This window comes from Zafaria sp. Z1313, from assembly GCF_050563205.1.
Lineage (GTDB): Bacteria > Actinomycetota > Actinomycetes > Actinomycetales > Micrococcaceae > JAZDCJ01.
This window is the reverse complement of the sequence record NZ_JBNWUK010000001.1, coordinates 579,795-604,715: the sequence shown is the minus strand read 5'-3', so window position 1 is coordinate 604,715 and position 24,921 is coordinate 579,795. Positions and strand designations below refer to the sequence as shown.

The 24,921-nt window shown below is 70.4% G+C and carries 28 protein-coding genes; 15 read left to right on the top strand and 13 right to left on the bottom strand.

Annotated elements, in window-relative coordinates:
- Positions 1 to 33 precede the first annotated feature (33 nt).
- The 5 genes from ACQ3I4_RS02785 to ACQ3I4_RS02765 all read left to right on the top strand — a co-directional run bounded on the left by ACQ3I4_RS02785 (position 34) and on the right by ACQ3I4_RS02765 (position 4,665).
- Positions 34 to 408 (top strand): HesB/IscA family protein, encoded by a 375-nt coding sequence (locus tag ACQ3I4_RS02785; RefSeq protein WP_430632740.1) that lies wholly within the window; start codon positions 34 to 36, stop codon positions 406 to 408.
- 201 nt (positions 409 to 609) lie between these two features.
- Positions 610 to 1,482, top strand: a complete 873-nt coding sequence (gene ctaC / locus ACQ3I4_RS02780; RefSeq protein WP_430632739.1) for an aa3-type cytochrome oxidase subunit II — start codon at positions 610 to 612, stop codon at positions 1,480 to 1,482.
- A 5-nt stretch (positions 1,483 to 1,487) separates the two neighbouring features.
- Positions 1,488 to 3,206: an aa3-type cytochrome oxidase subunit I gene (gene ctaD, locus ACQ3I4_RS02775; RefSeq protein ID WP_329861429.1), complete on the top strand. Its 1,719-nt coding sequence runs from the start codon at positions 1,488 to 1,490 to the stop codon at positions 3,204 to 3,206.
- 2 nt (positions 3,207 to 3,208) lie between these two features.
- Positions 3,209 to 3,610: a cytochrome c oxidase subunit 4 gene (locus ACQ3I4_RS02770; RefSeq protein WP_329861431.1), complete on the top strand. Its 402-nt coding sequence runs from the start codon at positions 3,209 to 3,211 to the stop codon at positions 3,608 to 3,610.
- Between the two features lie 266 nt (positions 3,611 to 3,876).
- Positions 3,877 to 4,665, top strand: a complete 789-nt coding sequence (locus ACQ3I4_RS02765; protein WP_430632738.1) for a GntR family transcriptional regulator — start codon at positions 3,877 to 3,879, stop codon at positions 4,663 to 4,665.
- A gap of 151 nt (positions 4,666 to 4,816) precedes the next feature.
- Here the strand turns inward: ACQ3I4_RS02765 and qcrB are convergent, their stop codons facing one another.
- From qcrB to ctaE, 4 genes are all read right to left on the bottom strand, one after another.
- On the bottom strand, positions 4,817 to 6,484 hold the full coding sequence (gene qcrB / locus ACQ3I4_RS02760) for a cytochrome bc1 complex cytochrome b subunit (protein ID WP_430632737.1): 1,668 nt from the start codon (positions 6,482 to 6,484) through the stop codon (positions 4,817 to 4,819).
- Between the two features lie 3 nt (positions 6,485 to 6,487).
- On the bottom strand, positions 6,488 to 7,531 hold the full coding sequence (gene qcrA / locus ACQ3I4_RS02755) for a cytochrome bc1 complex Rieske iron-sulfur subunit (RefSeq protein WP_329861433.1): 1,044 nt from the start codon (positions 7,529 to 7,531) through the stop codon (positions 6,488 to 6,490).
- A 73-nt stretch (positions 7,532 to 7,604) separates the two neighbouring features.
- Positions 7,605 to 8,393: a cytochrome bc1 complex diheme cytochrome c subunit gene (gene qcrC, locus ACQ3I4_RS02750; RefSeq protein ID WP_329861434.1), complete on the bottom strand. Its 789-nt coding sequence runs from the start codon at positions 8,391 to 8,393 to the stop codon at positions 7,605 to 7,607.
- Positions 8,394 to 8,464: 71 nt separating this feature from the next.
- Entirely contained in the window at positions 8,465 to 9,103 is a 639-nt protein-coding gene (gene ctaE, locus ACQ3I4_RS02745) for an aa3-type cytochrome oxidase subunit III (protein WP_329861436.1), read from the bottom strand.
- A gap of 147 nt (positions 9,104 to 9,250) precedes the next feature.
- On the opposite strand from ctaE, the gene trpD reads away from it, so the two are divergent.
- A complete protein-coding gene (trpD, locus tag ACQ3I4_RS02740; protein ID WP_329861438.1) occupies positions 9,251 to 10,309 on the top strand; it encodes an anthranilate phosphoribosyltransferase in 1,059 nt (352 codons plus the stop codon).
- Between the two features lie 142 nt (positions 10,310 to 10,451).
- Here trpD and ACQ3I4_RS02735 read toward each other — a convergent pair whose 3' ends face one another.
- Both ACQ3I4_RS02735 and ACQ3I4_RS02730 read right to left on the bottom strand, forming a co-directional pair.
- Positions 10,452 to 10,733 (bottom strand): Lrp/AsnC family transcriptional regulator, encoded by a 282-nt coding sequence (locus ACQ3I4_RS02735; RefSeq protein ID WP_329861440.1) that lies wholly within the window; start codon positions 10,731 to 10,733, stop codon positions 10,452 to 10,454.
- Between the two features lie 70 nt (positions 10,734 to 10,803).
- Positions 10,804 to 11,190: a DUF3054 domain-containing protein gene (locus ACQ3I4_RS02730; protein WP_329861441.1), complete on the bottom strand. Its 387-nt coding sequence runs from the start codon at positions 11,188 to 11,190 to the stop codon at positions 10,804 to 10,806.
- 93 nt (positions 11,191 to 11,283) lie between these two features.
- Between ACQ3I4_RS02730 and ACQ3I4_RS02725 the strand changes: the two genes are divergently transcribed.
- Positions 11,284 to 11,880 (top strand): hypothetical protein, encoded by a 597-nt coding sequence (locus tag ACQ3I4_RS02725; RefSeq protein ID WP_329861443.1) that lies wholly within the window; start codon positions 11,284 to 11,286, stop codon positions 11,878 to 11,880.
- 4 nt (positions 11,881 to 11,884) lie between these two features.
- Positions 11,885 to 12,439 carry a hypothetical protein gene (locus tag ACQ3I4_RS02720; RefSeq protein ID WP_329861444.1) on the top strand — a complete coding sequence of 185 codons (555 nt, stop codon included), beginning with the start codon at positions 11,885 to 11,887 and terminating at the stop codon, positions 12,437 to 12,439.
- A gap of 10 nt (positions 12,440 to 12,449) precedes the next feature.
- On the opposite strand, the gene ACQ3I4_RS02715 is transcribed toward ACQ3I4_RS02720, so the two are convergent.
- Genes ACQ3I4_RS02715 through ACQ3I4_RS02705 form a run of 3 tightly spaced genes read right to left on the bottom strand, consistent with a single transcriptional unit; the run spans position 12,450 to position 13,077 of the window.
- Positions 12,450 to 12,656: a helix-turn-helix transcriptional regulator gene (locus tag ACQ3I4_RS02715; protein ID WP_329861446.1), complete on the bottom strand. Its 207-nt coding sequence runs from the start codon at positions 12,654 to 12,656 to the stop codon at positions 12,450 to 12,452.
- On the bottom strand, positions 12,653 to 12,826 hold the full coding sequence (locus tag ACQ3I4_RS02710; protein ID WP_329861447.1) for a hypothetical protein: 174 nt from the start codon (positions 12,824 to 12,826) through the stop codon (positions 12,653 to 12,655). Before ACQ3I4_RS02710 ends, ACQ3I4_RS02715 begins: the two co-directional genes overlap by 4 nt.
- Positions 12,805 to 13,077 carry a hypothetical protein gene (locus ACQ3I4_RS02705; protein WP_329861448.1) on the bottom strand — a complete coding sequence of 91 codons (273 nt, stop codon included), beginning with the start codon at positions 13,075 to 13,077 and terminating at the stop codon, positions 12,805 to 12,807. Before ACQ3I4_RS02705 ends, ACQ3I4_RS02710 begins: the two co-directional genes overlap by 22 nt.
- 178 nt (positions 13,078 to 13,255) lie before the next feature.
- Between ACQ3I4_RS02705 and ACQ3I4_RS02700 the strand changes: the two genes are divergently transcribed.
- Positions 13,256 to 13,963 carry a VOC family protein gene (locus ACQ3I4_RS02700; RefSeq protein ID WP_430632736.1) on the top strand — a complete coding sequence of 236 codons (708 nt, stop codon included), beginning with the start codon at positions 13,256 to 13,258 and terminating at the stop codon, positions 13,961 to 13,963.
- Between the two features lie 176 nt (positions 13,964 to 14,139).
- On the opposite strand, the gene ACQ3I4_RS02695 is transcribed toward ACQ3I4_RS02700, so the two are convergent.
- From ACQ3I4_RS02695 to ACQ3I4_RS02685, 3 genes are read right to left on the bottom strand one after another with little or no spacing between them, the layout of a single operon-like run.
- Complete coding sequence (locus ACQ3I4_RS02695) at positions 14,140 to 16,527, bottom strand: ATP-binding cassette domain-containing protein (protein WP_430632735.1); 2,388 nt, start codon at positions 16,525 to 16,527, stop codon at positions 14,140 to 14,142.
- Positions 16,524 to 16,943, bottom strand: a complete 420-nt coding sequence (locus ACQ3I4_RS02690) for a VOC family protein (protein WP_430632734.1) — start codon at positions 16,941 to 16,943, stop codon at positions 16,524 to 16,526. Before ACQ3I4_RS02690 ends, ACQ3I4_RS02695 begins: the two co-directional genes overlap by 4 nt.
- Complete coding sequence (locus tag ACQ3I4_RS02685) at positions 16,940 to 17,386, bottom strand: helix-turn-helix transcriptional regulator (protein WP_329861455.1); 447 nt, start codon at positions 17,384 to 17,386, stop codon at positions 16,940 to 16,942. The genes ACQ3I4_RS02690 and ACQ3I4_RS02685 overlap by 4 nt, the downstream gene beginning before the upstream one ends.
- 133 nt (positions 17,387 to 17,519) lie before the next feature.
- On the opposite strand from ACQ3I4_RS02685, the gene ACQ3I4_RS02680 reads away from it, so the two are divergent.
- From ACQ3I4_RS02680 to ACQ3I4_RS02670, 3 genes are read left to right on the top strand one after another with little or no spacing between them, the layout of a single operon-like run.
- Positions 17,520 to 18,170: a VOC family protein gene (locus ACQ3I4_RS02680; protein WP_329861457.1), complete on the top strand. Its 651-nt coding sequence runs from the start codon at positions 17,520 to 17,522 to the stop codon at positions 18,168 to 18,170.
- Positions 18,170 to 19,321, top strand: a complete 1,152-nt coding sequence (gene zapE, locus ACQ3I4_RS02675) for a cell division protein ZapE (RefSeq protein WP_329861459.1) — start codon at positions 18,170 to 18,172, stop codon at positions 19,319 to 19,321. The genes ACQ3I4_RS02680 and zapE overlap by 1 nt, the downstream gene beginning before the upstream one ends.
- 44 nt (positions 19,322 to 19,365) lie before the next feature.
- The gene (locus ACQ3I4_RS02670; protein ID WP_329861461.1) at positions 19,366 to 20,064 is read left to right on the top strand and encodes a peptide deformylase; all 699 of its coding nucleotides are present in this window, start codon (positions 19,366 to 19,368) and stop codon (positions 20,062 to 20,064) included.
- Here the strand turns inward: ACQ3I4_RS02670 and ACQ3I4_RS02665 are convergent.
- Positions 20,061 to 22,151 (bottom strand): S9 family peptidase, encoded by a 2,091-nt coding sequence (locus ACQ3I4_RS02665; protein WP_329861462.1) that lies wholly within the window; start codon positions 22,149 to 22,151, stop codon positions 20,061 to 20,063. The genes ACQ3I4_RS02670 and ACQ3I4_RS02665 overlap by 4 nt on opposite strands.
- A 65-nt stretch (positions 22,152 to 22,216) precedes the next feature.
- On the opposite strand from ACQ3I4_RS02665, the gene ACQ3I4_RS02660 reads away from it, so the two are divergent.
- The 3 genes from ACQ3I4_RS02660 to ACQ3I4_RS02650 all read left to right on the top strand — a co-directional run bounded on the left by ACQ3I4_RS02660 (position 22,217) and on the right by ACQ3I4_RS02650 (position 24,889).
- Positions 22,217 to 23,263 carry a putative RNA methyltransferase gene (locus ACQ3I4_RS02660; RefSeq protein WP_430632733.1) on the top strand — a complete coding sequence of 349 codons (1,047 nt, stop codon included), beginning with the start codon at positions 22,217 to 22,219 and terminating at the stop codon, positions 23,261 to 23,263.
- Positions 23,264 to 23,344: 81 nt separating this feature from the next.
- Complete coding sequence (locus ACQ3I4_RS02655) at positions 23,345 to 23,812, top strand: NfeD family protein (protein ID WP_329861466.1); 468 nt, start codon at positions 23,345 to 23,347, stop codon at positions 23,810 to 23,812.
- 66 nt (positions 23,813 to 23,878) lie between these two features.
- Entirely contained in the window at positions 23,879 to 24,889 is a 1,011-nt protein-coding gene (locus ACQ3I4_RS02650) for an SPFH domain-containing protein (RefSeq protein WP_329861467.1), read from the top strand.
- Positions 24,890 to 24,921: the final 32 nt, after the last annotated feature.

The window sequence follows — 24,921 nt, the reverse complement described above, 5'->3', positions numbered from 1 at the left end:
GGTCCCTTCCATCCGCAGCAAGGGAGGACCCATATGACCGCCACGACCAACGAGACCAACGCCGACGCCACCGAGCTCCCGACCCACGAGGTCGCGCTCTCCGACGTCGCGGCGACCAAGGTCCGCAGCCTCCTGGAACAGGAAGGACGCACCGACCTCCGCCTGCGCGTCGCCGTGCAGCCGGGCGGCTGCTCCGGACTCATCTACCAGCTCTACTTCGACGAGCGCCTCCTCGACGGGGACGCCGTGCGCGACTTCGAAGGCGTCGAGGTCGTCGTCGACAAGATGAGCGTTCCGTACCTCAGCGGCGCCTCGATCGATTTCGAGGACACGATCTCGAAGCAGGGCTTCACGATCGACAACCCGAACGCCGGCGGCTCGTGCGCCTGCGGCGATTCCTTCCACTAGGCGACACGCCCCGGCGGCGCGGCTTCACGTTTGCCGCGCCGCCGGGGTTTCGGTCGGCAAAGAAGGTCGGCAACGGGTAAGCTCTACAGCGAGTAGTAAAACCAAGCTTTCCTTTGGCCTTGTCACACCGGGATCTCCGCACGGAATCCCGGGGGAGGGGCCGGAGATTCATTCAGCACTAACAAAGAGGAAGGGCCGTCTGTGAGTTCGCTAGACCGAACCAGCAGCAGCCGCGGGGGCAGGGCCAAGGTCTTGGCCATCGCCGGCGCGGGGGCGCTGCTGTTGACGGGTTGTTCAGAACAAGTCCAGCGGGGCTGGCTCCCGAATGCGGAGCGTGACATCACCAACCACACCGGGTCGATCCAGGATCTCTGGGTCAACTCGTGGATCGTGGTCCTGCTGGTCGGCCTGCTGACCTGGGGGCTGATCATCTGGTGCATCGTGGCCTACCGCCGCCGCAAGAACGACACCGGATACCCCCGCCAGCTGAGCTACAACCTGCCGATCGAGATCTTCTACACGGCCGTTCCGCTCATGCTCATCCTGACGTTCTTCGCGTTCTCCGACAGCACCGAGCGCGCGATCAACACCCCCGTGGACTCCGAGCTCGTCGTTGACGTCCGCGCCAAGCAGTGGGCCTGGGACTTCAACTACAGCTACCAGGGCCAGGAGAAGTACTTCGCTGGCACGCAGGCGCACCTCACGGGCGAGGAGGGCGTCGAGGAGACGCTTCCCACCCTGTACCTGCCGGTCGGCAAGTCGGTGACGTTCGAGCTCAACAGCCGCGACGTCATCCACTCCTTCTGGGTTCCGGCCTTCCTGCAGAAGCTGGACATGATCCCCGGCAAGACGAACCACATCTACCTCACCCCGCAGGTCGAGGGGACGTACCAGGGCAAGTGCGCCGAGCTCTGCGGCGAGTACCACTCCGAGATGCTCTTCAACGTCGAGGTCGTGTCGGAGCAGGAGTTCCTGTCCCACCTGGACACCCTGAACGACGGCCACATCGGCGAAGAGTACGACCGCAAGCCGGGCGAGGTCGCCCGGAACGAGATTCACGGCGAAGGGGAGTAGGCATCATGACCACCTACGAATACGCCACCGACGAGACCCGGGAGATCGCCCCGCGCGTCGTCCCCGTCTCCAAGGGCCGCATCATCGTCAACTGGATCACGTCGACGGACCACAAGACGATCGGCTACATGTACCTGATCGCCTCGTTCATGTTCTTCTGCATCGGCGGCGTCATGGCGCTGTTGATCCGCGCCGAGCTGTTCGAGCCCGGCATGCAGCTGCTGCAGACCAAGGAACAGTACAACCAGCTGTTCACGATGCACGGCACGATCATGCTGCTCATGTTCGCCACCCCGCTCTTCGCGGGCTTCGCGAACGTCATCATGCCGCTGCAGATCGGCGCCCCCGACGTCGCCTTCCCCCGCCTGAACGCCCTGGCGTTCTGGCTCTTCCTGTTCGGCTCCACGATCGCCGTCGCGGGCTACATCACCCCGCAGGGCGCGGCCTCCTTCGGCTGGTTCGCCTACGCACCGCTGTCGAACACGACCTTCAGCCCCGGCGTCGGCGGCGACCTCTGGGTCTTCGGCCTGGCCCTGTCCGGCTTCGGCACGATCCTCGGCGCGGTCAACTTCATCACGACGATCATCTGCCTCCGCGCCCCCGGCATGACCATGTGGCGCATGCCGATCTTCACGTGGAACACGCTGATCACCGGCATCCTGGTGCTCATGGCCTTCCCGCCGCTCGCGGCCGCCCTGTTCGCCCTCGGCGCCGACCGGCGCTTCGGTGCGCACATCTTCGACCCCGAGGCCGGTGGCCCGATCCTGTGGCAGCACCTCTTCTGGTTCTTCGGCCACCCCGAGGTCTACATCATCGCCCTGCCGTTCTTCGGCATCGTCTCGGAGATCTTCCCGGTCTTCAGCCGCAAGCCGATCTTCGGCTACAAGGGCCTGGTGTTCGCGACCATCGCCATCGCCGCCCTCTCCGTGGCCGTGTGGGCCCACCACATGTACGTGACCGGTTCCGTCCTGCTGCCGTTCTTCGGCTTCATGACCATGCTGATCGCCGTACCGACGGGCGTGAAGTTCTTCAACTGGATCGGCACCATGTGGCGCGGCTCGATCACCTTCGAGACGCCCATGCTCTGGAGCATCGGCTTCATGGCGACCTTCCTCTTCGGCGGCCTGACCGGCATCATCCTGTCCGCCCCGCCGCTGGACTTCCACGTCTCCGACACCTACTTCGTCGTGGCGCACTTCCACTACGTCGTCTTCGGCACGGTCGTGTTCGCGATGTTCGCCGGCTTCTACTTCTGGTGGCCGAAGTGGACGGGCAAGATGCTCAACGAGCGCTTCGGCAAGATCCACTTCTGGCTCCTGTTCATCGGCTTCCACGGAACGTTCCTCATCCAGCACTGGCTGGGCGTCATGGGCATGCCGCGCCGCTACGCGGACTACATGCCTGAGGACGGCTTCACCGCGATGAACCAGTTCTCGACCGTGTTCGCCTTCGTCCTCGGCATGTCGATGATCCCGTTCTTCTGGAACGTCTGGATCACGCACCGCCACGGCAAGAAGGTCGAGGTCGACGATCCGTGGGGCTTCGGCGCCTCGCTCGAATGGGCGACGTCCTGCCCGCCGCCGCGGCACAACTTCCACTCCATCCCGCGCATCCGCTCCGAGCGTCCCGCGCTGGACCTGCACCACCCCGAGCTGGGAGCCCGCAGCACGCCGACGACCACCGTGGCCAAGGTCTTTGGTCCGGCCGACCAGAAGGACAAGTAAGCATGAAGATCGAATCCTGGCTCTTCCTCGGTGGCATCTTCTTCTTCCTCCCCGTCGCCCTGGTCTACGGGTACATGACCAACTGGGACGAGTGGGTCGGCATGCCGGCGCTGTTCATGGTCACGGGCCTGTCCGCGATGATCGGCTTCTACCTGTACTACACGGCCCGCCGCGTCGGACCCCGCCCCGAGGACCGCCTCGACGGTGAGATCCACGAGAACGCCGGCGTGGTCGGCGCCTTCTCCCCGTGGAGCTGGTGGCCGATCGTCCTGGCCACCGCCGCAGCGATCGGCTTCCTCGGCCTGGCCGTCGGCTTCTGGGTCCTGTACATCGGCGCCGGCCTGGCCGTGATCGCCGTGATCGGCTGGACCTACGAGTACAGCCGCGGAGACCACGCGCACTAGTCCGGATCAGCGGTGGGGCCGACGGGCCCTTCCGACACGATCACAGCGCCTCGGGCGCCGCACCACCACCGGTGCGGCGCCCGCGGCGTTTCGCATGTCCGCCGCCTGCCCCCGGGCCCGGGTCGACGTCCCTGCCGGGGCACGGCGCGGAGGCACACCGCCTCCTGCCCGCGCCCGTGGATGAAGGGGCCGCGGTGCCGACGCCCGCGGCGCGCTGTCGCCGCCCTAGAATGGGGGAGTGATGCCCCTCAGCGACGCTTCCCGCCGTGCCCGGTAGCCGCGTCGACTCCATAGCGGGTCGTTTGGATCCCGCCTCGGCCGTGGCGAAGCACCAGCAACTCGCGGCCATCCTGCGAGAGCACGCCACGGCCGTCTGCCGGCCCGGCCAGGCGATTCCGTCGGAGCGGGAGCTCACGCTGTTCTTCGGCGTCGCCCGCATGACCGTCCGCCAGGCCATCGACGCGCTCGTCGAGGAAGGCGTCCTGGAGCGGATCATCGGCGTCGGCACCTTCGTCGCCCGGCCCAAGATGGACCTGCAGGTCAAGCTCACGTCCTACTCGGAGGAGATGCAGCGGCGCGGAATGGTCCCGGCCTCGCGTGTGCTGCGCTTCGAGGAGATCCCGGCCGCCGGCGCCCTCGCGCGCGAGATGGAGCTGACCGAGGGCACTCCCGTCATCCGCCTCCGCCGGCTCCTGCTCGCCGACGGGGCCCCCATGAGCCTCGATGAGAACTACCTGCCCGCCGACAAGGTGCCGGGCTTGATCGACGAGCCTCCGCCGACGTCGCTCTACAACACCCTCAACGAGCGCTACGGCCTCGTGCTGGAGTGGGGCGAGGACCAGATCGAGGCGACGGCCGCGACGAGTTCCAACGCGCCGCACCTCGGCGTGGAACTCGGCGCCCCGTTGCTGAAGATCCAGCGCCACGCCTACGTCCGCCGCGAGCTGCTGGACTACTCCGTCTCGCTGTACCGGGCCGACCGCTACAAGCTCTGGGTGCCCCTCCAGCGCCCTGGAACGCGCCCACCGCGCTACTACGACTCCACGCGCGACTAGCGCCCTCCAGGAGGCGCCAGGCCGTTCCCCTGGCCTCCGTGAACACCCGACGCACCGCCTCGCGCGCACCAGACGACAAGGGACCCCCGGCCGTAGCCGGGGGTCCCTTCGTGGTGTCGTTGCCTGCCGGACGCCAGGGGCGCCGGGCGGGCTAGTGCCCGATGGAGGGCTTCTGGCCTTCCTCGACCTCGCCGTGGGCGTGGTGCTCGTGGGCCTCGGCCAGCTCCTTCGGCGTCACCGGGGCGACGCGGTCCTCGAAGAAGAAGCGCGAGATGGCGCCGCGGGTCTTCTCCATGCGAGTCACGTGTCCGGCACGATCGGCCTGCGCGGGAAGCACTTCGGGGGACTGGAAGGAGACGAGCTTGTAGAGCTTGTACTCGTCGACCTGTTCGTGCCGCTCGCTGAAGCCGCCCTCCGGGGACATCTCGATGATGCCGGCCTCGCGGCCATGGAGCACGATCTCGCGGTCCTTGCGCTGCAGCGCCAGGGCGATGCGCCGGGTCACGATGAAGCCGACGATCGGTCCGAGGAAGAACAGCACGCGGAGCCAGTAGGTGACGTCGTTGAGCGCCACGTGGAAATGGGTCGCAATGAGGTCGGAGCTCGCTGCCGCCCACATGACGCAGTACCAGATCACGCCGGCGACGCCGATGCCCGTACGGGTGGGGGCGTTACGCGGGCGGTCCAGCAGGTGGAATTCGCGGTCGTCCTTGGTCACCCAGCGCTCGATCCAGGGCCAGACAATCATCGTGCCGATGAGGATGGCCGCCGGGAGCATCGGGAGGAGCACGCCCATCACGAGCGTGTTGGTGCCCCACGGGAACGGGATGTTCCAGTCGAAGCTGAAGTCGCCGAGCATGCCCGGCATGAGGCGCAGCGCGCCGTCGACCCAGCCGATGTACCAGTCCGGCTGCGTGCCGGCGGAAACGGGGGAGGGGTCGTACGGGCCGTAGTTCCAGATCGGGTTGATCGTGAACAGCGCCGAGATCAGCGCCACGACGCCGAAGACGATGAAGAAGAAGCCGCCGGCCTTGGCCGCGTACACCGGGCCCACGGGGAAGCCCACGACGTTGTCGTTGGTGCGGCCCGGGCCGGGGTACTGGGTGTGCTTGTGCACGACGACCATGAACAGGTGGATCGCGATCATCAACAGGATCAATGCCGGGACCAGCATGATGTGCAGCATGTAGAGCCGGCTGATGACCACCGTGCCGGGGAACTCGCCGCCGAAGAGGAACGCCGAGATGTACGTGCCGACGATCGGCAGGGCCTTGATGACGCCGTCGATGATCCGCAGACCGTTGCCGGAGAGCAGGTCGTCGGGGAGCGAGTAGCCGGTGAAGCCGGCGGCCATGGCGAGGATCAGCAGGACGCAGCCGACGACCCAGTTCAGTTCGCGCGGCTTGCGGAACGCGCCCGTGAAGAAGACGCGGAGCATGTGCACCGAGACGGCCGCGACGAAGAGCAGGGCGGACCAGTGGTGCACCTGGCGCATGAAGAGGCCGCCACGGACGTCGAACGTGATGTCGAGGCTCGTGTGGTAGGCGACGGACATGCCGACGCCCTTGAGCGGGTTGTACGAGCCGTTGTAGACCACGTGGGCCATGGACGGATCGAAGAAGAACGTCAGGAAGGTCCCCGAGATCAGGAGGATGACGAAGGTGTACAGCGCCACCTCGCCGAACATGAAGGACCAGTGGTCCGGGAAGATCTTCCGGCCGAACTCCTTGACGATCGAGGAGCCGCCGACGCGCTGGTCGACGAAGTTCGCGATGCGCCCCGTGGAGGTCTTGGGGCGGTACTCGGTTGTGCTGCTCATGGGTTAGCCACGCTCCCAGTAGCTCGGTCCAACGGGTTCATGGAAGTCGCTCTGCGCGACGAGGAAGCCCTCGGAATCGACGGTGATCGGCAGCTGCGGCAGCGCGTGTCCGGCCGGGCCGAAGATGACCTTGCACTCCTGCGTGAGGTCGAACGTCGACTGGTGGCAGGGGCAGAGCAGGTGGTGGGTGTGCTGCTCGTAGAGCGCCACCGGGCAGCCGACGTGGGTGCAGATCTTCGAGTAGGCGACGATGCCGTTGTAGTGCCAGTCGACGCGCTCGGGGGAGATGTTCAGGTCCGCCGGGTCCAGGCGCATGAGGAGCACAACGGCCTTGGCCTTCTCGTTGAGCGGGTCCTCGGTGTCGTTGAGCCCCTCGGGGATCACGTGGAAGACGGAGCCGATCTGGACGTCGGAGGCCTTGATCGGCGTGCCGGAAGGGTCGCGGGTCAGGCGGACGTTGGTGTCCCACATCGTGTGGCGCAGGCGCTCGACGATCTCGCCGGCCGTGGACTTGGTGCGGTCCAGGTCGCGGAACATGAACACCGCCGGGATCGGCGCGAGGGCGATGGCGCCGATGAGTGTGTTGCGGATCAGCGGTCGGCGCTTGATGCCGGACTCGTCGAGGATCTCGCCGATGATGCGCTCGGCATCCGCGCGGTCCTCCTCGGTGCGCACCTCGTGGCGGGACTCGGCGATCTCGTGATCCGGCATGAGCGTCCGCGCCCAGTGGACGATTCCGACGCCGATGCCGAGCATCGCGAAGGTGGTCCCGAGGCCGAGCAGCAGGTTCTGCGTGCGCAGCTCGCTGATCGATTCCGTCTGTCCGACGCCGAAGTAGGCGATGAAGAAGGACAGCGTGCCGATGATGGAGATGATGAACAGCAGGGCAACCTGCCGTTCTGCGCGCCGCGCGGCACGCGGGTCCGCATCGGCCAGGCGCTTCCGATGCGGGGGGAGGCCGGGATCCTGGAACGTCTCCAGGGTGTCCGTGCCAGCCTTAGCAACGGTGCCCGGGTCGTTCGGACTGCCGTGACTATGGTCGCCCATGTTGTCTCTCATCCTTTTTCTCAAATGTGCTAGGTACGTGGTGATGACCGCGGGCCCACGGCCCGCGGGGCGCTTAGGACGGGCGGGACGTCAGCCAGATCGTGAAGGCGATGATGATGCCGAGGCCGGCGGTCCAGATGAAGAGGCCCTCCGAAACCGGTCCGAGCGATCCGAGCTTCGCGCCGCCCGGGGAGCCCTGGGCCTCGATTTCCTTGAGGAAGGTGATGACGTCGCGCTTGTCCTCGGGGGTGAGGTTGGAGTCGTTGAAGACCGGCATGTTCTGCGGGCCAGTCGCCATGGCCTCGTAGATGTGCTTCTCGGAGACGCCGGCCAGTCCCGGCGCGAACTTGCCGCGCGTCAGGGCGCCGCCAGCCGCGGCCGCGTTGTGGCACATGGCGCAATTGACGCGGAAGATCTCGCCGCCGCGGGCGGAGTCGCCCTGCGTGGTGTCCAGCAGGTCGTCGCCCGGCACTGCGGGGCCGGCGCCGAGGGAGGCCACGAAGGCGGCCAGCTGCTGCGTCTGTTCGTCGTCGAACTGGACGGGCTTGATCTGGGCCTGCGGGCCCTGCATCTGCATGGGCATGCGGCCCGTGCCGACCTGGAAGTCCACCGAGGCGGCCCCGACGCCGATGAGCGACGGCCCGGCGTTGGTGCCCTCGGCGTTCAGGCCGTGACACGTGGCGCAGTTGGCCACGAAGAGCTTGTTGCCCTCTTCGATGTCGCTGGCGCTGTAGGTCGTGGCCGCCTTGGCCTCGGTGACGCTGCCTGCCGCTGCGTAGAGTCCGCCTGTGACGAGCAGACCCATCAGGAGCAGCGCCACGGCTGCCAGGGGATGCCGGCGCCTCTGCGAAAGAGCCTTCACTTGATGGTTCCTCACTAAGTTCTTGGAAAGGGTGTGGTGCTGGTGGCGGCCACGGGGGCCGGGCTGCTTCGCTACTTCAGGAAGTAGATGATCGCGAACAGCGCGATCCAGACGACGTCGACGAAGTGCCAGTAGTAGGAGGTCACGATCGCCGAGGTCGCCTCGAAGTGTCCGAAGCGCTTGGCGACGTAGGCACGCCCGATGATCAGCAGGAAGGCGATCAGCCCGCCGGCCACGTGCAGTCCGTGGAAGCCGGTGGTCAGGTAGAACGCGGACCCGTAGGCGTTGGAGTTCAGCGCGACCCCGTGGTGCACCAGCTCGGTGTACTCGTAGGCCTGCACGGCGACGAAGATCGCCCCGAGCAGGAAGGTCAGGATGAACCACTCGACCATGCCCCAGCGGCGCAGCTGGAACAGGCCGCCGGTGCGGCGCGGCTGGAGGTTCTCGGCCGCGAACACGCCGAACTGGCACGTGAAGGAGCTCGAGACGAGGATGATCGTGTTGATCAGCGCGAACGGAACGTTGAGCTTCGCGGTTTCCGTCGCCCACATCTCCGGTGCCGCGGCACGGAGCGTGAAGTACATGGCGAAGAGCGCGGCGAAGAACATCAGCTCGCTGGCAAGCCAGACGACGGTTCCCACCGACACCATGTTGGGGCGGTTCGGCACGGGGTGTGCCGGGGCATTGAGGGCATGAGTCGCAGTTGTCACAGAGCCATTATGTCTACAAAAGTGCCGGGGGCACCAATGCATCGGGCCCCGAGTCGCCCGTTTTCGGGCCGGTCAGGCCCAAGTTCCGCGGAATCCCGCGGGAGAAACAATTCCCGAGTTTCTACGATTCGTAGATAACCTTGTTGCGTGTCAACGATTCCAGCCGCCCGGAAGTTCCCCAACTGGCCCTCGCTGCTCTCCACGGTGATCGCCGGGAGGGACCTCGAGACCGCCGACGCGGCCTGGGCCATGGGCGAGATCATGGAGGGGAACGCGAGCGACGCGCAGATCGCCGGGTTCCTCGTCGCCCTCCGTTCGAAGGGGGAGACCGTCGCCGAACTCGCGGGCCTGGTCGAGGCCATGTTGGCCAACGCACGGCCCCTTGCGCTGCCCGGGGACAAGCTCGACATCGTCGGAACGGGCGGCGACCGCCACAACACCGTGAACATCTCGTCGATGGCCGCACTCGTCGCCGCCGGCGCGGGGGCCCGCATCGTCAAGCACGGCAACCGCGCCGCCTCCAGCTCCTCCGGATCGGCCGACGTCCTGGAGGCCCTCGGCGTGCGCCTGGACGTCCCGGTCGAGGCGATGCCCGGGATCCTCGAGCAGGCGGGGATCGTCTTCTGCTTCGCCCAGGTCTTCCACCCCTCGATGCGCTACGCGGCGGTGCCGCGCCGCGAGCTCGGGGTGGCGACGGCCTTCAACTTCATGGGCCCCCTGACCAATCCGTCCCGTCCCACCGCCTCGGCGATCGGCTGCGCCGACGCCCGGATGGCGCCGCTCATGGCCGGCGTCCTGGCGGCGCGCGGCGTCCGCGCGCTGGTCTTCCGCGGCGACGACGGCCTCGACGAGCTGACGACGACGGCCCCGAACCGGATCTGGGAGGTCCGCGGCGGCCACGTGTCCGAACAGGTGCTCGACGCCACGGATCTGGGGCTAGACCGCGCGACGCTCGAGGACCTGCGGGGCGGGGACGCGGCGCACAACGCCCAGGTGGTCCGCGACGTCCTCGGCGGCCGGCGCGGCCCGGTGCGCGACGCCGTCGTCCTCAATGCCGCGGGCGGACTGGTGGCCCTCGACGCCGACGCCGGAGAACCGCTCGCCGCACGCCTGTCCCGGGCCGCGGCCCGCGCGGAGGAATCCATCGACTCCGGCGCCGCCGCCTCCGTCCTGGACCGCTGGGCGGGCGCCACCCAGCGCGCCTGAGCGGCCGCGCCTTGCCGGAACGGACGCTCCCCGGCCGGGCCCCGGCGTCGTTCCCGGACCCGCACCGGCGTCCCGGACGCGGAAAGGGCCCGCACCCTCCGGGGGTGCGGGCCCTGCCGATCCGCCCGGAAGGGCGGCGGGGTCAGGAATCGAGGCCGAGCGAGAACGCGGCGTCGAGGTCGTGCTGGGAGTAGGAGCGGAACGCGATGTGGGTCGAGGTCTCCTGCACGCCGGGGATCTTCGACAGCCGGTCGGCGATGACGTCGGCGAGGTCCTCGTGCCGCTTCACGCGCGCGACGGCGATCAGGTCCCAGTCCCCGGCCACGGAGTAGACCTCGCTGATGCCCTCGATCTCGGAGATCTCCTGGGCCGATTCGGGGATCCTGTCCGCCTGCGTCTGAATCATGACGAATGCCGTGATCATGGTCCCTGTCCTTCCGGGTCTGTGCGGAGCGGCGTCGGCGCCGCTGCTTCGCTGTCCCGTCGAGCCTAATTCACGCCCGCCCCGCTGGCACATTACGACGCCGGAGCAGCGCCGCGCTGAGCAGGCGCCGCCCCAGCAGGAGGACCGCGAGCGACGCGGACGCGACGATGATGAAGGGGACCGCGGCGGTCGCGCCGAAGGCGACGCGCAGCAGCAGTCCGAGGCCGACCGTGCCCACCCAGACGAGGACTCCCGCGGGGAACAGCCTGGAGTGCGTGGACCGGATCCTGGTCGCCGCCGAGGCGAGCACGAGGGCGGCAAGGAATGGCGCCGCGGTCGACGCGATACCCGCCGGGCTCAGCCCGTGCTCGTGCTGGGCCCGCCCGAGGACGGCGAAGACGAGGACGAGGGCGGCGTCGAGGGCGAGCAGGGGGATCCACAGGCGGTCGGAACGCATGGGATCCAGTCTAGGTCCGGGAGCATCGTCGGCCCCGACGGCAACAAGGTTTACGCCTTGTTTATCAGTCAACAATGTTCTAGCCTTGTAGGCATGTACGTCGTGACGATCGACCAGCGCGCCTCGCGCCGCAAGCCCGACCTCGTCGACGGGCTCGTGGAGCGGCTCAACCGCGAGTATTCCCCCGTGCGCCCCTTCGAGCGCACCGCGGGGGACGAACTGCAGGGCGTGTTCGACGACGGACGCGGCGTGGCGGCGCTCGTCCTCGATGTCGCGGCGACGGGGGAGTGGAGCATCGGCGTCGGCGTCGGCTCCGTGCGCCTGCCCCTTCCGCGGCAGACGCGGGCCGGGGCCGGCGAGGCCTTCGAACTCGCCCGCGACGCCGTCGAACGCGCCAAGTCCTCGCCGGGATCGCTCGCGCTGAACGCCCGGGATCCACGGATCGAGCGCGTCGAGGCCGAGCTGCAGCTCATCGCCGGCGTCGACGCCCGGCGCAGCCCGGCCTCGCAGGAGGCCGGGCTGCTCGTGGCCGGCGGGCGGTCGCAGAAGGAGGCCGCCGGCCTGCTCGGCGTCTCGCAGCAGGCGGTCTCCAGCCGGCTCGCCTCCGGGCTGTGGCAGCAATGCCGCCGGCTCGAGCGCCACGCCGCCGAGGCGCTGCACGCGTTGGATGCCCCGGACGGGGGAGAATGAGGCCATGGCCGTCCTCGCGCTCGCCCTTCTGCTGCTCGCCGGCCTGAGCGGACTGCCCCAGAACCGGCGGACGGCCCGGGGCCCCGGAGGCCGCTTCCTGCTCGCCACGGCCTTGGGGCAGGTCCTGCTGCTCGCCGGGGCCGCCGCCGCGGCGCTTGCCGCGGCCGAGGTGGTTCCGACCGCGCTGGCGGCGCCGATCGCCGTCGTGGCCGCCGCGGCCGGCGGGGGTCCGGTGACCGTGGCCATCATCCGCATGTCGTACCGGCGCGAAGCCGTCACGACCACCCAGGCGGCACAGGCGGAGGGACAGGGCGAGCTCGTGCTGCGCGGCGGACTCTGGATCGGGATCCTCGAGCGCACGGCGATCGCCGCGACGCTCTGGGCCGGGTGGCCGGAGGGCCTCGCCGTCGTCCTGGCGGTCAAGGGGCTCGGTCGCTATTCGGAGCTCGGCAAGGACGGAGCGGCGGAGCGCTTCATCCTCGGCACGTTCGCCAGCGTCATGTGGGCCTGCGCCTGCACGGGCATCGGCTGCCTGCTCGTCCACGGGGGAGCGGCCTGAGCACCGGGGGCTAGCGGCCGTCGGCCTCGTCGTCGGTGAAGACCTCCTCGATCGCGAGCCCGAACAGCCTGGCCAGGCGGAAGGCCACCGGCAGGCTCGGATCGAACTTGCCCTTCTCGATCGCGTTGACCGACTGGCGGGACACGCCGACGCGCTGCGCGAGGTCGGCCTGCGTCCAGGAGCGCGCGCTCCGCAGCTCGGCGACGCGGTTCCTCACCGGTACCTCACGTTCCCCACGACGAAGGCCAGCAGGTAGACGACGCCGAGGAGCGCGGGGAAGACCGCTACGTTGACGTCGTACGGCACGAGGCCGGCGGCGTCGGCGACGAAGTAGGCGAAGCCGAGGACCCAGCCGATGCCGAGGGTCACCGCGAGCGCGTCGAGCATGATCTTGCGCTGCAGCTCGTCGAGTGCCCTAGGAAGCGCGTGAAGGCGAGGATCCATCCTGCGCCGATGAGCGCGTTGGCCGCGACGGCGGTCCAGCTCGCGGCCGCGTGTTCCTGCGGGTCCCACCACGACGCGGGGCCGAAACGCGCCACCGCGAAGCTCGCGAGCCAGGCCAGGGTCCAGGCGGCCAGCCGGAGGGCGGCCCGGTTCGAGCGCCGGTAGTCGGCTGCGGGTTGTCGTTGCCGTTCCATGGGCGGCCCCTCCTTAAGTTTAAGTCAAGTACACTTGACAGCTTAGATCCGTCTGGACTGAGAAGTCAAGGAAACTTGACTCGCTTCCGGTTCCGGGAATGGCAGCGGTCTGCGAGTCCTGGACAGGGGAGCAGGCCGGGGGAGCGCTTTGGCCGCGTCTGGGATAGGCTCCGCGTCCATGGACATGCTGACGGGTGCTCAGATCGCGGCGGCCGGGCTCGCCGATTGGCGCAAGCTGGCCCAGGGACTCCACGCGCGCTATCTGGTCCACGGCTTCGGCGCGGGCGCCCGGTTCATCACGGCGGTCGGTGAGGCGGGGGACGCTGCCGGGCACCACCCGCACGTGTCACTCGGGCCGGGGTACGTGGATCTCAAGCTGATCAGCGAGGACGCGGTCTACCGCGACGACGCCGGCATCGAACACGTCGTCGAGTGGGTCACCGCGAAGGACGTCGGCCTGGCACGGACGATTGCCCGGATCGCCGCCGACCACGCACTTGCCGCCGACCCGGCCTCGGTCAGCGTCGTCGAGCTCGGCCTCGACACCGCGCACTCCGCCACGATCGCTCCCGTTTGGGCGGCCTTGTTGACCGGGCACGCCTCGTCCCAGGGCCACGGCTCGCCCAGTGACGAGGTGCGCGATGCCACGGGGCGAGTTCCGAATCTGTGGTTCGGAGAAGCCGGCGATCGGGACCCGGCCGACCAGCGTTTCCACGTGGAGGTCTACGTGGCGCCCGAGGTAGCCGAGACACGGATCGACGCAGCGGTCGCCGCTGGCGGAACGGTGGTCGACGACTCCAAGGCGCCTTGGCTCACGGTGATCGCCGATCAGGACGGCAATCGGGGAGTCGTCTGCGTCGACGCGTCCGCCGCGCCCAAGGAGTGACCGATCGGCGCGGCGATGCGCCGGAGGACGGAGGACGCTTCACTCTGAGCACCGATCCTGCGATGACTTGACATAATGTACGTTATCGGCGTTTAGCCGACCGTGCCGGAGAGGGCGGGGCCGAATGCGGGACGGTGGCGCGGCAAGGACGCGTCTTCCGTGCCGCGCCGTCCTTCTCAAGCGCCGACGTAGGCGGCCAGGTACCTGCCCGTGAGCGTGGTCCCGTCGGCGACGAGATCCGCCGGCGTGCCCTCGAAGACCACCGATCCGCCGTCGTGCCCGGCACCGGGTCCCAGATCGATGATCCAGTCGGCATGAGCCATGACGGCCTGGTGGTGCTCGATCACGATGACCGACTTGCCCGAGTCCACGAGCCGGTCCAGCAGCCCGAGAAGCTGTTCGACGTCGGCCAGGTGCAGTCCCGTGGTCGGCTCGTCCAGGACGTAGACGTCGCCCTTCTCGCCCATCTGCGTGGCGAGCTTGAGACGCTGGCGCTCGCCGCCGGAGAGCGTCGTGAGCGGCTGCCCCAGGGTCAGGTACCCGAGACCGACGTCGGCGAGCCGGCCCAGGATCTTGTGGGCCGCCGGGGTGCGGGCCTCCCCCTCGCCGAAGAACGCCTCCGCCTCGGCCACCGGCAACGCCAGGACCTCGGCGATGTTCTTCCCGGCCAGCGTGTACTCGAGGACGGACGCCTGGAAACGCCGGCCCTCGCAGTCCTCGCACGTGGACTCGACCGTCGCCATGACCCCGAGCTCGGTGAAGATCACGCCCGCGCCGTTGCACGTCGGGCAGGCGCCCTCCGAATTGGAGCTGAAGAGCGCCGGCTTGACCCCGTTGGCCTTCGCGAACGCCTTCCGGACGGGCTCGAGCAGCCCGGTGTACGTGGCCGGGTTGCTGCGCCGCGAGCCGCGGATGGCACCCTGGTCGATCACCACGACGCCCTCGCGGCCGGCCACGGAGCCGTGGATGAGCGAGCTCTTGCCGGAGCCCGCGACACCGGTGACGACGCAGAGCACGCCGAGCGGCACGTCGACATCGACCCCACGGAGGTTGTGCGTCGACGCCCCACGCACCTCAAGCGCTCCCGTCGCCTGCCTGAGGGCCCCCTTGAGCGACGCGCGGTCGTCGAGGTGGCGCCCCGTCGTCGTACCGCTGGACCGGAGCCCCTCGACGGTGCCCTCGAAGCACACCGTGCCGCCGCCCGTCCCGGCGCCCGGGCCGAGGTCGACGACGTGGTCCGCGATCGCGATCGCCTCCGGCTTGTGCTCGACGACCAGCACGGTGTTCCCCTTGTCCCGCAACTGCAGCAGAAGCGTGTTCATCCGCTCGATGTCGTGCGGGTGCAGGCCGATCGTCGGCTCGTCGAAGACGTAGGTGACGTCGGTCAGCGAGGAACCGAGGTGGCGGATCATCTTGGTCCGCTGGGCTTCTCCCCCGGACAACGTGCCGGACGGGCGGTCCAGAGACAGGTAGCCGAGGCCGATCTCGGTGAACGCGTCGAGCAGGTGCTGCAGGCCCTTGAGCAGGGGCGCGACGGAGGGCTCGTCGATCCCCCGCACCCATTCGGCCAGGTCGGTGATCTGCAGCGCGCACGCGTCGGCGATGTTCCTGCCGTTGACCATCGATGACCTGGCCTCCGCGGCCAGCCTCGTGCCGTCGCACTCCGGGCACGTGCCGAACGTGACCGCGCGCTCGACGAAGGCCCGGATGTGCGGCTGCATGGCCTCCGGGTCCTTGGAGAGCATCGACTTCTGGATCTTCGGGATCAGGCCCTCGTAGGTGAGGTTGATGCCCTCGACCTTGATCTTCGTCGGCTCGCGGTACAGAAGGTCGTGCAGCTCCTTCTTCGTGAACTTCTCCACGGGCTTGTCCATGTCGAAGTACCCGGAGCCACCGAAGATCCGTCCGTACCAGCCGTCCATGGAGTACCCGGGGACGGTGAGGGCGCCGCCGGACAGCGACTTGGAGCCGTCGTAGAGGGCCGTGAGGTCGAAGTCCTTGACGGACCCCGTGCCCTCGCAACGCGGGCACATGCCGCCGAGCCGGTTGAACGTCGCCTTCTCGGCCTTGGTCTTGTTGCCGCGCTCGACCGTGATCGCCCCGCTGGCCTTGACGGAGGGCACGTTGAAGGAGAACGCCCCGGGCCCGCCGATGTGCGGTTCGCCGAGCCGGCTGAAGAGGATGCGCAGCATCGCGTTGGCGTCCGTCACCGTGCCCACCGTGGAGCGCGGGTTGGCCCCCATGCGCTCCTGGTCCACGATGATCGCCGTCGTGAGCCCCTCGAGGTGATCCACCTCGGGGCGGGCCAGCGTCGGCATGAACCCCTGGACGAACGCGCTGTAGGTCTCGTTGATGAGCCGCTGCGATTCGGCCGCGATCGTGCCGAACACGAGCGAGCTCTTGCCCGAGCCCGAGACCCCGGTGAAGACGGTGAGCCGGCGCTTCGGCAGGTCGACGCTGACGTTCTTGAGGTTGTTCTCCGAGGCCCCCTGGACCCGGATGAGGTCGTGCTGGTCCGCGGCGAGCGCCGTGTCCTCCCGGGCCGTCTCGGGGGCCGCGCTCATCGGCGCTCCTGGACGCGGACGGTGTTCCCGGCCGGGTCGCGGAAGGCGCAGTCGCGGACGCCGTAGGGCTGGTCGAGGGGCTCCTGCATGATGTCGGCGCCGCTCGCCTCCACCTTCTCGAAGAGCGCGTCGAGGTCCGGCGTGGAGAGGACGACGGCGGCGAACGTCCCCTTGGCCATCATCTCGGCGACGACCCGGCGCTCCTCGTCGGAGATCCCCGGATCCACGGCGGGCGGGGTGAGCACGATCGACGTGTCCGGCTGCCCGGCCGGCCCGATCGTGATCCAGCGCATGTCCTCGTAGCCGACGTCGAGGCGGACCTCGAAACCGAGCAGGTCGCGGTAGAAGGCGAGCGACGCCTCCGGGTCCTCGTGCGGGAGGAAACTCGAGTGAATGTTGATGTCCATGTCCGTCATCCTAGGGGTGATGCCGCGGGGCGCCCTTCTTGATTCCTGACCGGTCTCGCCACGACCTTGGCCACGCAGCCGGGGATCCCCTCCCCCGGGCCGGCCGCCGCGGCACGGTACTCGCTCGGCGGCATGCCGACGAGCTCGGAAAAGCGGGTGCTGAAGGTGCCCAGCGAGGAGAATCCCACCTCGAAGCACGCCTCGGTGACGCCCACGTCGCCGCGGCGCAACAGCGTCATGGCCCGCTCGATGCGCCGCGTCATGAGGTAGCGGTAGGGCGGCTCGCCGTAGGCCCGGCGGAACTGCCGGCTCAGGTGCCCGGCGGACATGTGGACGCCGCGAGCCAGGGCCTCGACATCGAGCGGGCGGGCGTACTCGCGGTCGATCCTGTCGCGGACGCGGCGCAGCAGGACGAGGTCGCCCAAGGCGGGGGAAACAGACGCGGTGTTCATGGCTCTCCTGATCGTTCCACCGGTCCCCCGGGCTGTCCAGCGCGCGGCCGGGCGTCCTGTCCGGCGTCGACCGCCTCCACCCTGGGGGACCCGCCGTGGCCCGCGGGCGGCCCGGAGGCGTAACGTTGGCCCCATGAGCGCACGCATCACGGCCCGGCAGTTCCACGATTCCGACGGCGTCTCCGAGTGGCGCGTCGTCTTCGGCGGCGCCGGCGCCCGGTTCGCCACCGGCTCGTTCGCGCGCGGCCTCGCCCTCGTGGACGAGATCGGCCGGCTCGCCGAGGCCGCCAACCATCACCCCGACCTCGACCTCCGCTACGGGTCACTCACGGTCAATCTGCTCTCGCACGACGTCGGTGGGCTGAGCGGGCGGGACGTGGAGCTGGCCCGGGCGATCTCGGCGGCGGCCCGCGACCTCGCCATCGAGGCGGACCCGGCCGAGGTCCAGACGGTCCAGCTCGCCCTCGACGCGCTCGACATCCCCGCGGTCCTGCCGTTCTGGGAGGCCGTGCTCGGCTACCGGCGCGTCGCGGACGACGAGCTGGCCGATCCCGACGGCCGCGAGCCCTCGCTCTGGTTCCAGCAGATGGTCCGCGAGCGCCCGCAGCGCAACCGCATCCACGTCGACGTGTGCGTGGCCCACGACGTGGCCGAGGCCCGCATCGCGGCGGCCGTGGACGCGGGCGGGCGGATCGTCAACGACGAGCACGCGCCGGAGTGGTGGACGCTCGCGGATCCGGAAGGCAACGAGGTCGACATCGCCACCATGGCCGGACGCGGCTAGTGGCCCCACGGGGGTCCGCGGCAGGGACACGGTTCCCGCTGCCGTGGCGCCGGCTGACTGCGGCCGCCCGGACCCGGCGCGGCATCGGTCGAGCGGCCCGGGACCACGGGCTCGTCCTCGATCCCGCCCAGCTCTCCGCGGCCGGACTGCTCGCCCGCGCCGCCGGCAGCCTCGACCGGCCCTCGGGCCCGCCCGGCCACGTCTACCTCTGGGGGCCGCCCGGGCGGGGCAAGACGTGGCTCGCCGACGCCTTCTTCGACGCCGTCCCCGTCCAGGGCAAGCGCCGGGTCCACTTCCACGCCTTCTTCCGGGAGCTCCACGGCCGCGTCCACGCCGCGGGCGAGGCGTCCCGCGCGGCGGAGCGCGGAGCCGGCCGCGGGGCCGCCGAGCGGCGGGGCAGCGCGATCGACGAGGCCCTCGGGACCATGCTCGCGGGGACCCGGCTGCTCTGCTTCGACGAGTTCCACTGCAACGACCCCGGCGACGCCATGCTCTTGACCCGGCTGCTCAAGCGCATCGTCGAGGAACGGATCCTGCTCGTGGCGACCTCCAACTACGCGCCGGAGCAGCTGCTCCCCGATGAGTACTTCCACCATCTCGCCGAGCCGGCCATCGCGCTGATCCGCGCCCAGATGCAGGTCGTCGAGATCGCCGGGCCGACCGACTACCGTGCGGTGCGGCCGTCCACGCGCGCCGCGGGATTCTCGTCGGGAACCCATTGGCCGGACCCCGTCGGGGACGGGCCCGGAACGGCGGGGCTGGTCCCGCCGTCGCCCGCCGAACGCCGGATCCTGCGGCCGACGACCCAGGACATCGAGGCGCTCCGGGCGGCGGACGGGCAGCTGTGGTTCCGCTTCGACGCCCTCTGCGGGGCCCCGACGGCCCCCATGGATTACCTGCGCCTCGCGGAGGACTCCCGGCACTGGGTCGTCGACTCCGTCCCGCCCCTGGACCGGCTGACGCCGTACGCGCTACGCCGCTTCGGCAACGTCGTGGACGTGCTGTACGAGCGCGACGTCCGCCTGGACCTGATCGGCGGCGGGTCCTTCGAGGAGGCCGGATCCCTGATCCCGCCGGCCGACGCCGCACGCCTGTTCAGCCGCCTGTCCGCCCTCGCCGCCCCGGCCCGAGCGGCCGCCGCCGGCCGCTAGCAGCCCCACTGCTCCCCCATCAGCACACAGGAACCCAGGAGACCATGCCGCACTCCCCCGCCGAGGACGACTTCACGCCGGACCGCCTCGTGGACCTCGCCGAGAGGCTGACCCGTGCCGAGGCGGAGACGGGTTCCCTGCCCGGGATCGTCCAGCTGGGCCACCCGGTCCTGCGCGCCCGGGCCCTGGACTACTCGGGCCAGCTCGGCGACGAACTGCTCGGGCGCCTGCTGGCGACCATGCGGAAGGTGATGCACGCCGCCCCCGGCGTGGGGCTCGCGGCTCCCCAGCTGGGGCTGCCCCTGCGGTTGGCCGTGATGGAGGACCTCTTCCCGGTCGACCCGGCGACGGCCGAGGCGCGCGGGAGGACTCCGCTCGAGTACTTCGCGGCCGTCAACCCCGGCTACTCGGCCGTGGGCGCCCGCACTTCGTCCCACTTCGAGGGCTGCCTGTCCTTCGCCGGCTTCACGGCGGTCGTCGAACGCCCCGAGGAGATCGAGGCGAGGTACACGGGTCCGGACGGCACCGGCGTCGTCCGGTCCCTGCGCGGCTGGCCCGCGCGGATCTTCCAGCACGAGGCCGACCACCTGGACGGCACGGTCTACATCGACCGGGCCGTGAGCCGCAGCCTGTGCACCTCGGAGGCCTACGCGGCCCGCTGGCAGGAACCGCGCCCGGACGCCGCGGCGCGCGGGCTCGGCTTCGCGCTGCGGGTCGCCGAGGACGACGCCGGGGCCTCCTAGGAGACGGGCAGGTACCTCCCGAACCACTCCAGGATCGCCTCGAAGCGCTGGCGCCGGTGCCACGGGGTCCCGCTGCGCGAGAGCTCGTGGTCCTCCCCCGGGAAGAGCAGGAATTCCGTCTCGACGCCGTGGCGCAGCAGCTCGACGTAGTACCGCTGGGCCTGCTCGAGCGGGCACCGGTAGTCCTCCTCCGAGTGCAGCACGAGGGTGGGCGTGCGGACCTGGGACGCGACGGCGAGCGGGCTCTGGGTCAGCGTGTGCGCGGGATCGGAGCCGGTGTAGGCCTCGCTGAAGAACCAGCCGATGTCGCTCGATCCGATGAAGCTCAGCGGATCCAGGAAGCCTCGCTCGACGACCGCGGCGGCGAAGCGGTGCTCGTGGGCGATCGTCCACGCCGTGAGGTATCCGCCGTAGGAGCCGCCGAGCACGCCGGTCCGGGCGCCGTCGAGGCGCGGCTCGGCCGCGATCGCGCCGTCGAGGAACGCCAGGACGTCCTGCAGGTCGACCGTCCCCATGGCCTCCTTGATCGCCAGGCCGTGGGGACGGCCGTAGCCGGCGCTGCCCCGCGGGTTGCACTGCAGGACGGCGTAGCCGGCCTCGGCATAGACCTGCGCCTCGTCGAAGTAGGACCAGCCGTAGGACGCGAACGGGCCGCCGTGGATGTTCAGGAGGACGGGGTGGGGCCCGTCGCCCTCGGGCAGGTGGAGCCAGCCGTGCACGGGGTAGCCGTCCGGGCCCTCGACGACGAGTTCGCGCGGCGGCGCGATGCGCGTCCGCTCCCGCAGCGCGGCGGCGAAGTCGGTCACGGGCTCGAGCTTGCCGCCGCGCAGCACGCCGAGCTCGCCCGGGCTGCGCGGGGTGGCATGGGAGACGACGACGGTGCCGGCCGCCTCCGCGGCGCCGGTCACGAGGACCTCCCCTGCCACGAGGACCTCCACCGTCCCGTCGGCGGAGAGGCGGTGCAGCTCACCGCTGCCGCGCACGCGCGCGAACGCCAGGACGTCCGCGTCCCCGTGCGGGACCAGGCCGGACTGGACGTCGCCGTAGTCGGCCGTCTCGAGGTCCGTGAGCAGGCGGGGCTCCGTGCCGGGTCCGGCCGCGTCGGCAGGGAGCACGAACACGCCGGCCTGCCGGGCCACGAAGTCGCGGCCGTCGGGGCCGAGCTCCTCGCCGAGCAGGTACAGGTGGCGGCCGTCGCGGGAGAACGCCGGCGTCGAATAGGCGAAGCTCCCGTCGGGCTCGCCGGCGACGGGCTCGGTTCCGGCCCCGGGGTCCGCGACCGCGACGCGGTGGACCATGGAGCGCAGGTCCGCGTCGGCGCCGGGATGCAGGGCGGCGTTGAAGTAGACGTGGCGGCCGTCGGGCGAGAAGCACGGCCCGGAGGCGTCGCGTTCCCCGTCCGTCAGCGCCGTATAGGCGGGCAGGCCGCGGCGGGCCGGCCGGGATCCCTGGTGGGAGGCGGCGTCCGCCGCCTCGGCGGCGCCTTCTCCGGTGCCGTCCACCCCGGCGGACGCCCCGGCGTCGGCTCCGGCGTCGGCCGGGGCCTCCTTGGCCCGGCCGACGGGCTCGATGTACGGCTCCTCGTTCAGCGGGGGAAGCTCCATGAGGTACAGGGACTGGACCTTGTCCCGGGTGAAGCCGATCCCGTTGCCGCGGTACTTGAAGCCCGTGATCCGCCGCGGATCCTCGGCGCCGGCCCCCACGCCGTCGGTGCTTCCGTAGCGGCCGGCGTCGGGCGTGCGGCTCGCGAAGGCCACGTGGCGCCCGTCCGGGGAGCAGGCGAAGCCGGAGACGCCGAGGTGGCGGTCGGTGAGGATGCGGGGCTCGCCACCGCGCGCGTCGACGACCGCGAGCTGCGGGCGGCCCTTCGCGTCGGGGCGTAGGAACACGATCCGCGTTCCATCCGGCGAGTACTGCGGCGCCGCGTCGCGCGTTCCGCGGGTGAGCCGGCGCGGCGCCTCGTCGCCGACGAGGTCGACGGCCCACAACTGTCCGGTCTCGGCGTCCGCGGCGAAGCTGGGCCGCGAGGCCGCCAGCACGGCGCGCGTGCCGTCGGGGCTGATGCTCGGCGCGGATACAGTGGTCATCAGTTCAAGCTGCGTCGGTTTCACAGCGCGAGCCTATCTGAAACGTCCATTGAAGGAAATGATCCATGACCCCGGACCACCGCCCCGGCATCGAGCTGCTGTGCCCCCTCTGCGCCCGGCCGCTCGCGTCCACGGGCGCGGCGGGTCGCTCGCTCGCGTGCGGCGGAGGCCACCGCTTCGACGCCGCGAAGCAGGGCTACGTCAACCTGCTGACGGGCCGCGGCACGGGCTTCACGGAGGACACGGCGGACATGGTCGCGGCACGGGCCGGCTTCCTCGCGGCGGGCCACTACGCGCCGCTCGCGCGGGCGCTGGCCGGGGAGGCGCTCCGGGCCGCCGGGCGCCTCGACCCGGAGCGCGCCGTGCGCGTCCTGGACGCCGGCGCCGGGACGGGCTACTACCTCGGGGCCGTCCTGTCGGCCCTGCGGTCGGGCACGCAGGACGGAGACGCCGCCGAAGCCCGGGCAGGGTCCGGCCCCTCCCTCGCGGCTCCGGCCGGGCACGACGCCGGAGCCCGGCCAGGGTCCGGCCCCTCCCCCGCGGAGCTGGTCCGGGACGGGGACGACCCCGCGGCGCAGGCCGGGCGCCCGGCGTCGGGCGTCGCCCTGGACATCTCCCGCTACGCCATGCGCCGCGCCGCCCGGCTCGAGGGGGTCCGGGCGCTCGTCTGGGACGTCTGGCGCAGGCTGCCGCTGCCGGACGGCGGCGCGGACCTGCTACTGAACGTCTTCGCCCCGCGCAACGGTGCCGAGTTCCACCGCGTCCTCGCCGACGACGGCACGCTGCTCGTCGTCACCCCGCTCCCCGGGCACCTCCGCGAAGCGGCCGAACCGCTCGGGCTGCTGGGGATCGCCCCGGACAAGGAGGCGTCCGTGGCCGGGGGACTCGGCCCGGGATGGACGCAGACCGGGGTGCGGGAAGTGCGCTTCACCCTCCGCCTCGACGAGGCCGACGCCGCCCGGCTCGCGCTCATGGGTCCCGCCGGCCACCACGCCGACGCCGCCGTCTTCGCCGAGCGCGCCGCCCACGGCGTGCCGGAGTCGGTGACCGCCGCGTTCCGCCTCCAGGCCTTCGCGAAGGACGCCGGATCCCAACATCGTCCTCAGGGGTGACTACGGTTCGCGGTCCCATCAGGCAAGATGGAGGCAACGAGGGCGGTCCGTGCCCTCCCGGAAGCAATGCGGTGGACACACATGATTGATTGGATCGTCGCCAACGGGTGGGTCTTCTGGCTCGCGCTGTTCCTGATCCTGGCGATCATCGAGATGATGGCCCTCGATCTCTATTTCCTCATGCTCAGCGCCGGCGCGCTCGGTGGCGTCGTCGTGGCGCTGGCCGGCGGTCCGTTCTGGCTGCAGGCCGTGGTGTTCTGCGTCGTCTCGCTGCTCATGATCCTGCTCGTCCGGCCCATCGCCATGAGGCATCTGCGCAAGGCTCCGGCCACTCTCCGCACCAACGTCGACCGCCTGCTGGGTCAGGACGCCCTCGTCCTCGAGCCCACGTCCCGCATGGCCGGACGCGCGAAGATCGGCGGCGAGACCTGGAGCGCCCGCACCGAGGACGACGCCCCGCTCGAGCCCGGCAACTACGGCACGGTCGTGCGCATCAACGGCGCCACCGCCTACATCACCGCCCGCACGGCCGAGGGCCAGGGCGCCTAGGTCCACCGCCGGTTCGTCCGGCACACCGAGCCTTCACGGGCACAACACGCAAGAAGGGGGACACCCATGCTGGAGAACTTCACCGGCGTCGGCATCGTACTGATCGTACTGGCCGTCTTCGTCATCATCGTCCTGCTGCGCTCCGTCCGCATCGTTCCGCAGGCCCGCGCCGGCATCGTCGAGCGACTGGGCAAGTACCAGCGGACCCTGGGACCTGGCCTGACCATCCTGATCCCGTTCGTCGACCGGCTCCTGCCGCTGCTCGACCTCCGCGAGCAGGTCGTCAGCTTCCCGCCGCAGCCGGTGATCACCGAGGACAACCTCGTGGTCTCCATCGACACGGTGGTCTACTTCCAGATCACCGAGCCGCGCGCAGCGACCTACGAGATCGCCAACTACATCCAGGCCGTCGAACAGCTGACCACCACGACGCTGCGTAACGTCGTCGGCGGGCTGAACCTGGAAGAGGCCCTGACGAGCCGCGACCAGATCAACGGACAGCTCCGTGGCGTGCTCGACGAGGCGACCGGCAAGTGGGGCATCCGCGTCTCCCGCGTCGAGCTCAAGGCGATCGATCCGCCCCTGTCCATCCAGGACTCCATGGAGAAGCAGATGCGCGCCGAGCGGGACCGCCGCGCCGCAATCCTCACGGCCGAGGGCACCAAGCAGTCCCAGATCCTCACGGCCGAGGGCCAGCGGCAGGCCGCGATCCTCGCGGCCGAGGGCGACGCCAAGGCGGCCATCCTCCGCGCCGACGGCGAGGCCCAGGCCATCGAGAAGGTCTTCAACTCGATCCACGCCGGCAATCCGGACCAGAAGCTCCTGGCCTACCAGTACCTGCAGACCCTGCCGAAGCTCGCCGAGGGCTCCTCCAACACGCTCTGGATCATCCCGAGCGAGGTCGGCGAGGCCCTCAAGGGCATCGGCGGCGCGCTGGGCAACCTGCGCCCCGACGACGACGCGCCGTCGACCCCGGCCCCACCCCGCACCGGCCAGGCCGCGGGATCCGGTTCCACCCCCGCGACGCCTCCGGCGCCTCCCGCCCCGCCGGCCCCGCCGGTCGATCCGGGCCACTAGCCCACGACGCATCCGGAGCACGGGTGCCCGAT

Excerpts from the sequence above, each read along its gene's own strand:
- ACQ3I4_RS02665 (WP_329861462.1), bottom strand. The coding sequence starts at position 22,151 with ATGACCACTGTATCCGCGCCGAGCATCAGCCCCGACGGCACGCGCGCC.
- ACQ3I4_RS02655 (WP_329861466.1), top strand. The coding sequence starts at position 23,345 with ATGATTGATTGGATCGTCGCCAACGGGTGGGTCTTCTGGCTCGCGCTG.
- ACQ3I4_RS02730 (WP_329861441.1), bottom strand. The coding sequence starts at position 11,190 with ATGCGTTCCGACCGCCTGTGGATCCCCCTGCTCGCCCTCGACGCCGCC.
- ACQ3I4_RS02770 (WP_329861431.1), top strand. The coding sequence starts at position 3,209 with ATGAAGATCGAATCCTGGCTCTTCCTCGGTGGCATCTTCTTCTTCCTC.
- ACQ3I4_RS02720 (WP_329861444.1), top strand. The coding sequence starts at position 11,885 with ATGGCCGTCCTCGCGCTCGCCCTTCTGCTGCTCGCCGGCCTGAGCGGA.
- ACQ3I4_RS02650 (WP_329861467.1), top strand. The coding sequence starts at position 23,879 with ATGCTGGAGAACTTCACCGGCGTCGGCATCGTACTGATCGTACTGGCC.
- ACQ3I4_RS02670 (WP_329861461.1), top strand. The coding sequence starts at position 19,366 with ATGCCGCACTCCCCCGCCGAGGACGACTTCACGCCGGACCGCCTCGTG.
- ctaD (WP_329861429.1), top strand. The coding sequence starts at position 1,488 with ATGACCACCTACGAATACGCCACCGACGAGACCCGGGAGATCGCCCCG.
- ACQ3I4_RS02735 (WP_329861440.1), bottom strand. The coding sequence starts at position 10,733 with ATGATCACGGCATTCGTCATGATTCAGACGCAGGCGGACAGGATCCCC.
- ACQ3I4_RS02660 (WP_430632733.1), top strand. The coding sequence starts at position 22,217 with ATGACCCCGGACCACCGCCCCGGCATCGAGCTGCTGTGCCCCCTCTGC.
- ACQ3I4_RS02710 (WP_329861447.1), bottom strand. The coding sequence starts at position 12,826 with ATGCTCGACGCGCTCGCGGTGACCCTCGGCATCGGCTGGGTCCTCGGC.
- qcrA (WP_329861433.1), bottom strand. The coding sequence starts at position 7,531 with ATGGGCGACCATAGTCACGGCAGTCCGAACGACCCGGGCACCGTTGCT.
- ACQ3I4_RS02725 (WP_329861443.1), top strand. The coding sequence starts at position 11,284 with ATGTACGTCGTGACGATCGACCAGCGCGCCTCGCGCCGCAAGCCCGAC.
- ACQ3I4_RS02685 (WP_329861455.1), bottom strand. The coding sequence starts at position 17,386 with ATGAACACCGCGTCTGTTTCCCCCGCCTTGGGCGACCTCGTCCTGCTG.
- ACQ3I4_RS02695 (WP_430632735.1), bottom strand. The coding sequence starts at position 16,527 with ATGAGCGCGGCCCCCGAGACGGCCCGGGAGGACACGGCGCTCGCCGCG.
- qcrB (WP_430632737.1), bottom strand. The coding sequence starts at position 6,484 with ATGAGCAGCACAACCGAGTACCGCCCCAAGACCTCCACGGGGCGCATC.
- ACQ3I4_RS02785 (WP_430632740.1), top strand. The coding sequence starts at position 34 with ATGACCGCCACGACCAACGAGACCAACGCCGACGCCACCGAGCTCCCG.
- ACQ3I4_RS02700 (WP_430632736.1), top strand. The coding sequence starts at position 13,256 with ATGGACATGCTGACGGGTGCTCAGATCGCGGCGGCCGGGCTCGCCGAT.
- ACQ3I4_RS02705 (WP_329861448.1), bottom strand. The coding sequence starts at position 13,077 with ATGGAACGGCAACGACAACCCGCAGCCGACTACCGGCGCTCGAACCGG.
- ACQ3I4_RS02690 (WP_430632734.1), bottom strand. The coding sequence starts at position 16,943 with ATGACGGACATGGACATCAACATTCACTCGAGTTTCCTCCCGCACGAG.
- ACQ3I4_RS02680 (WP_329861457.1), top strand. The coding sequence starts at position 17,520 with ATGAGCGCACGCATCACGGCCCGGCAGTTCCACGATTCCGACGGCGTC.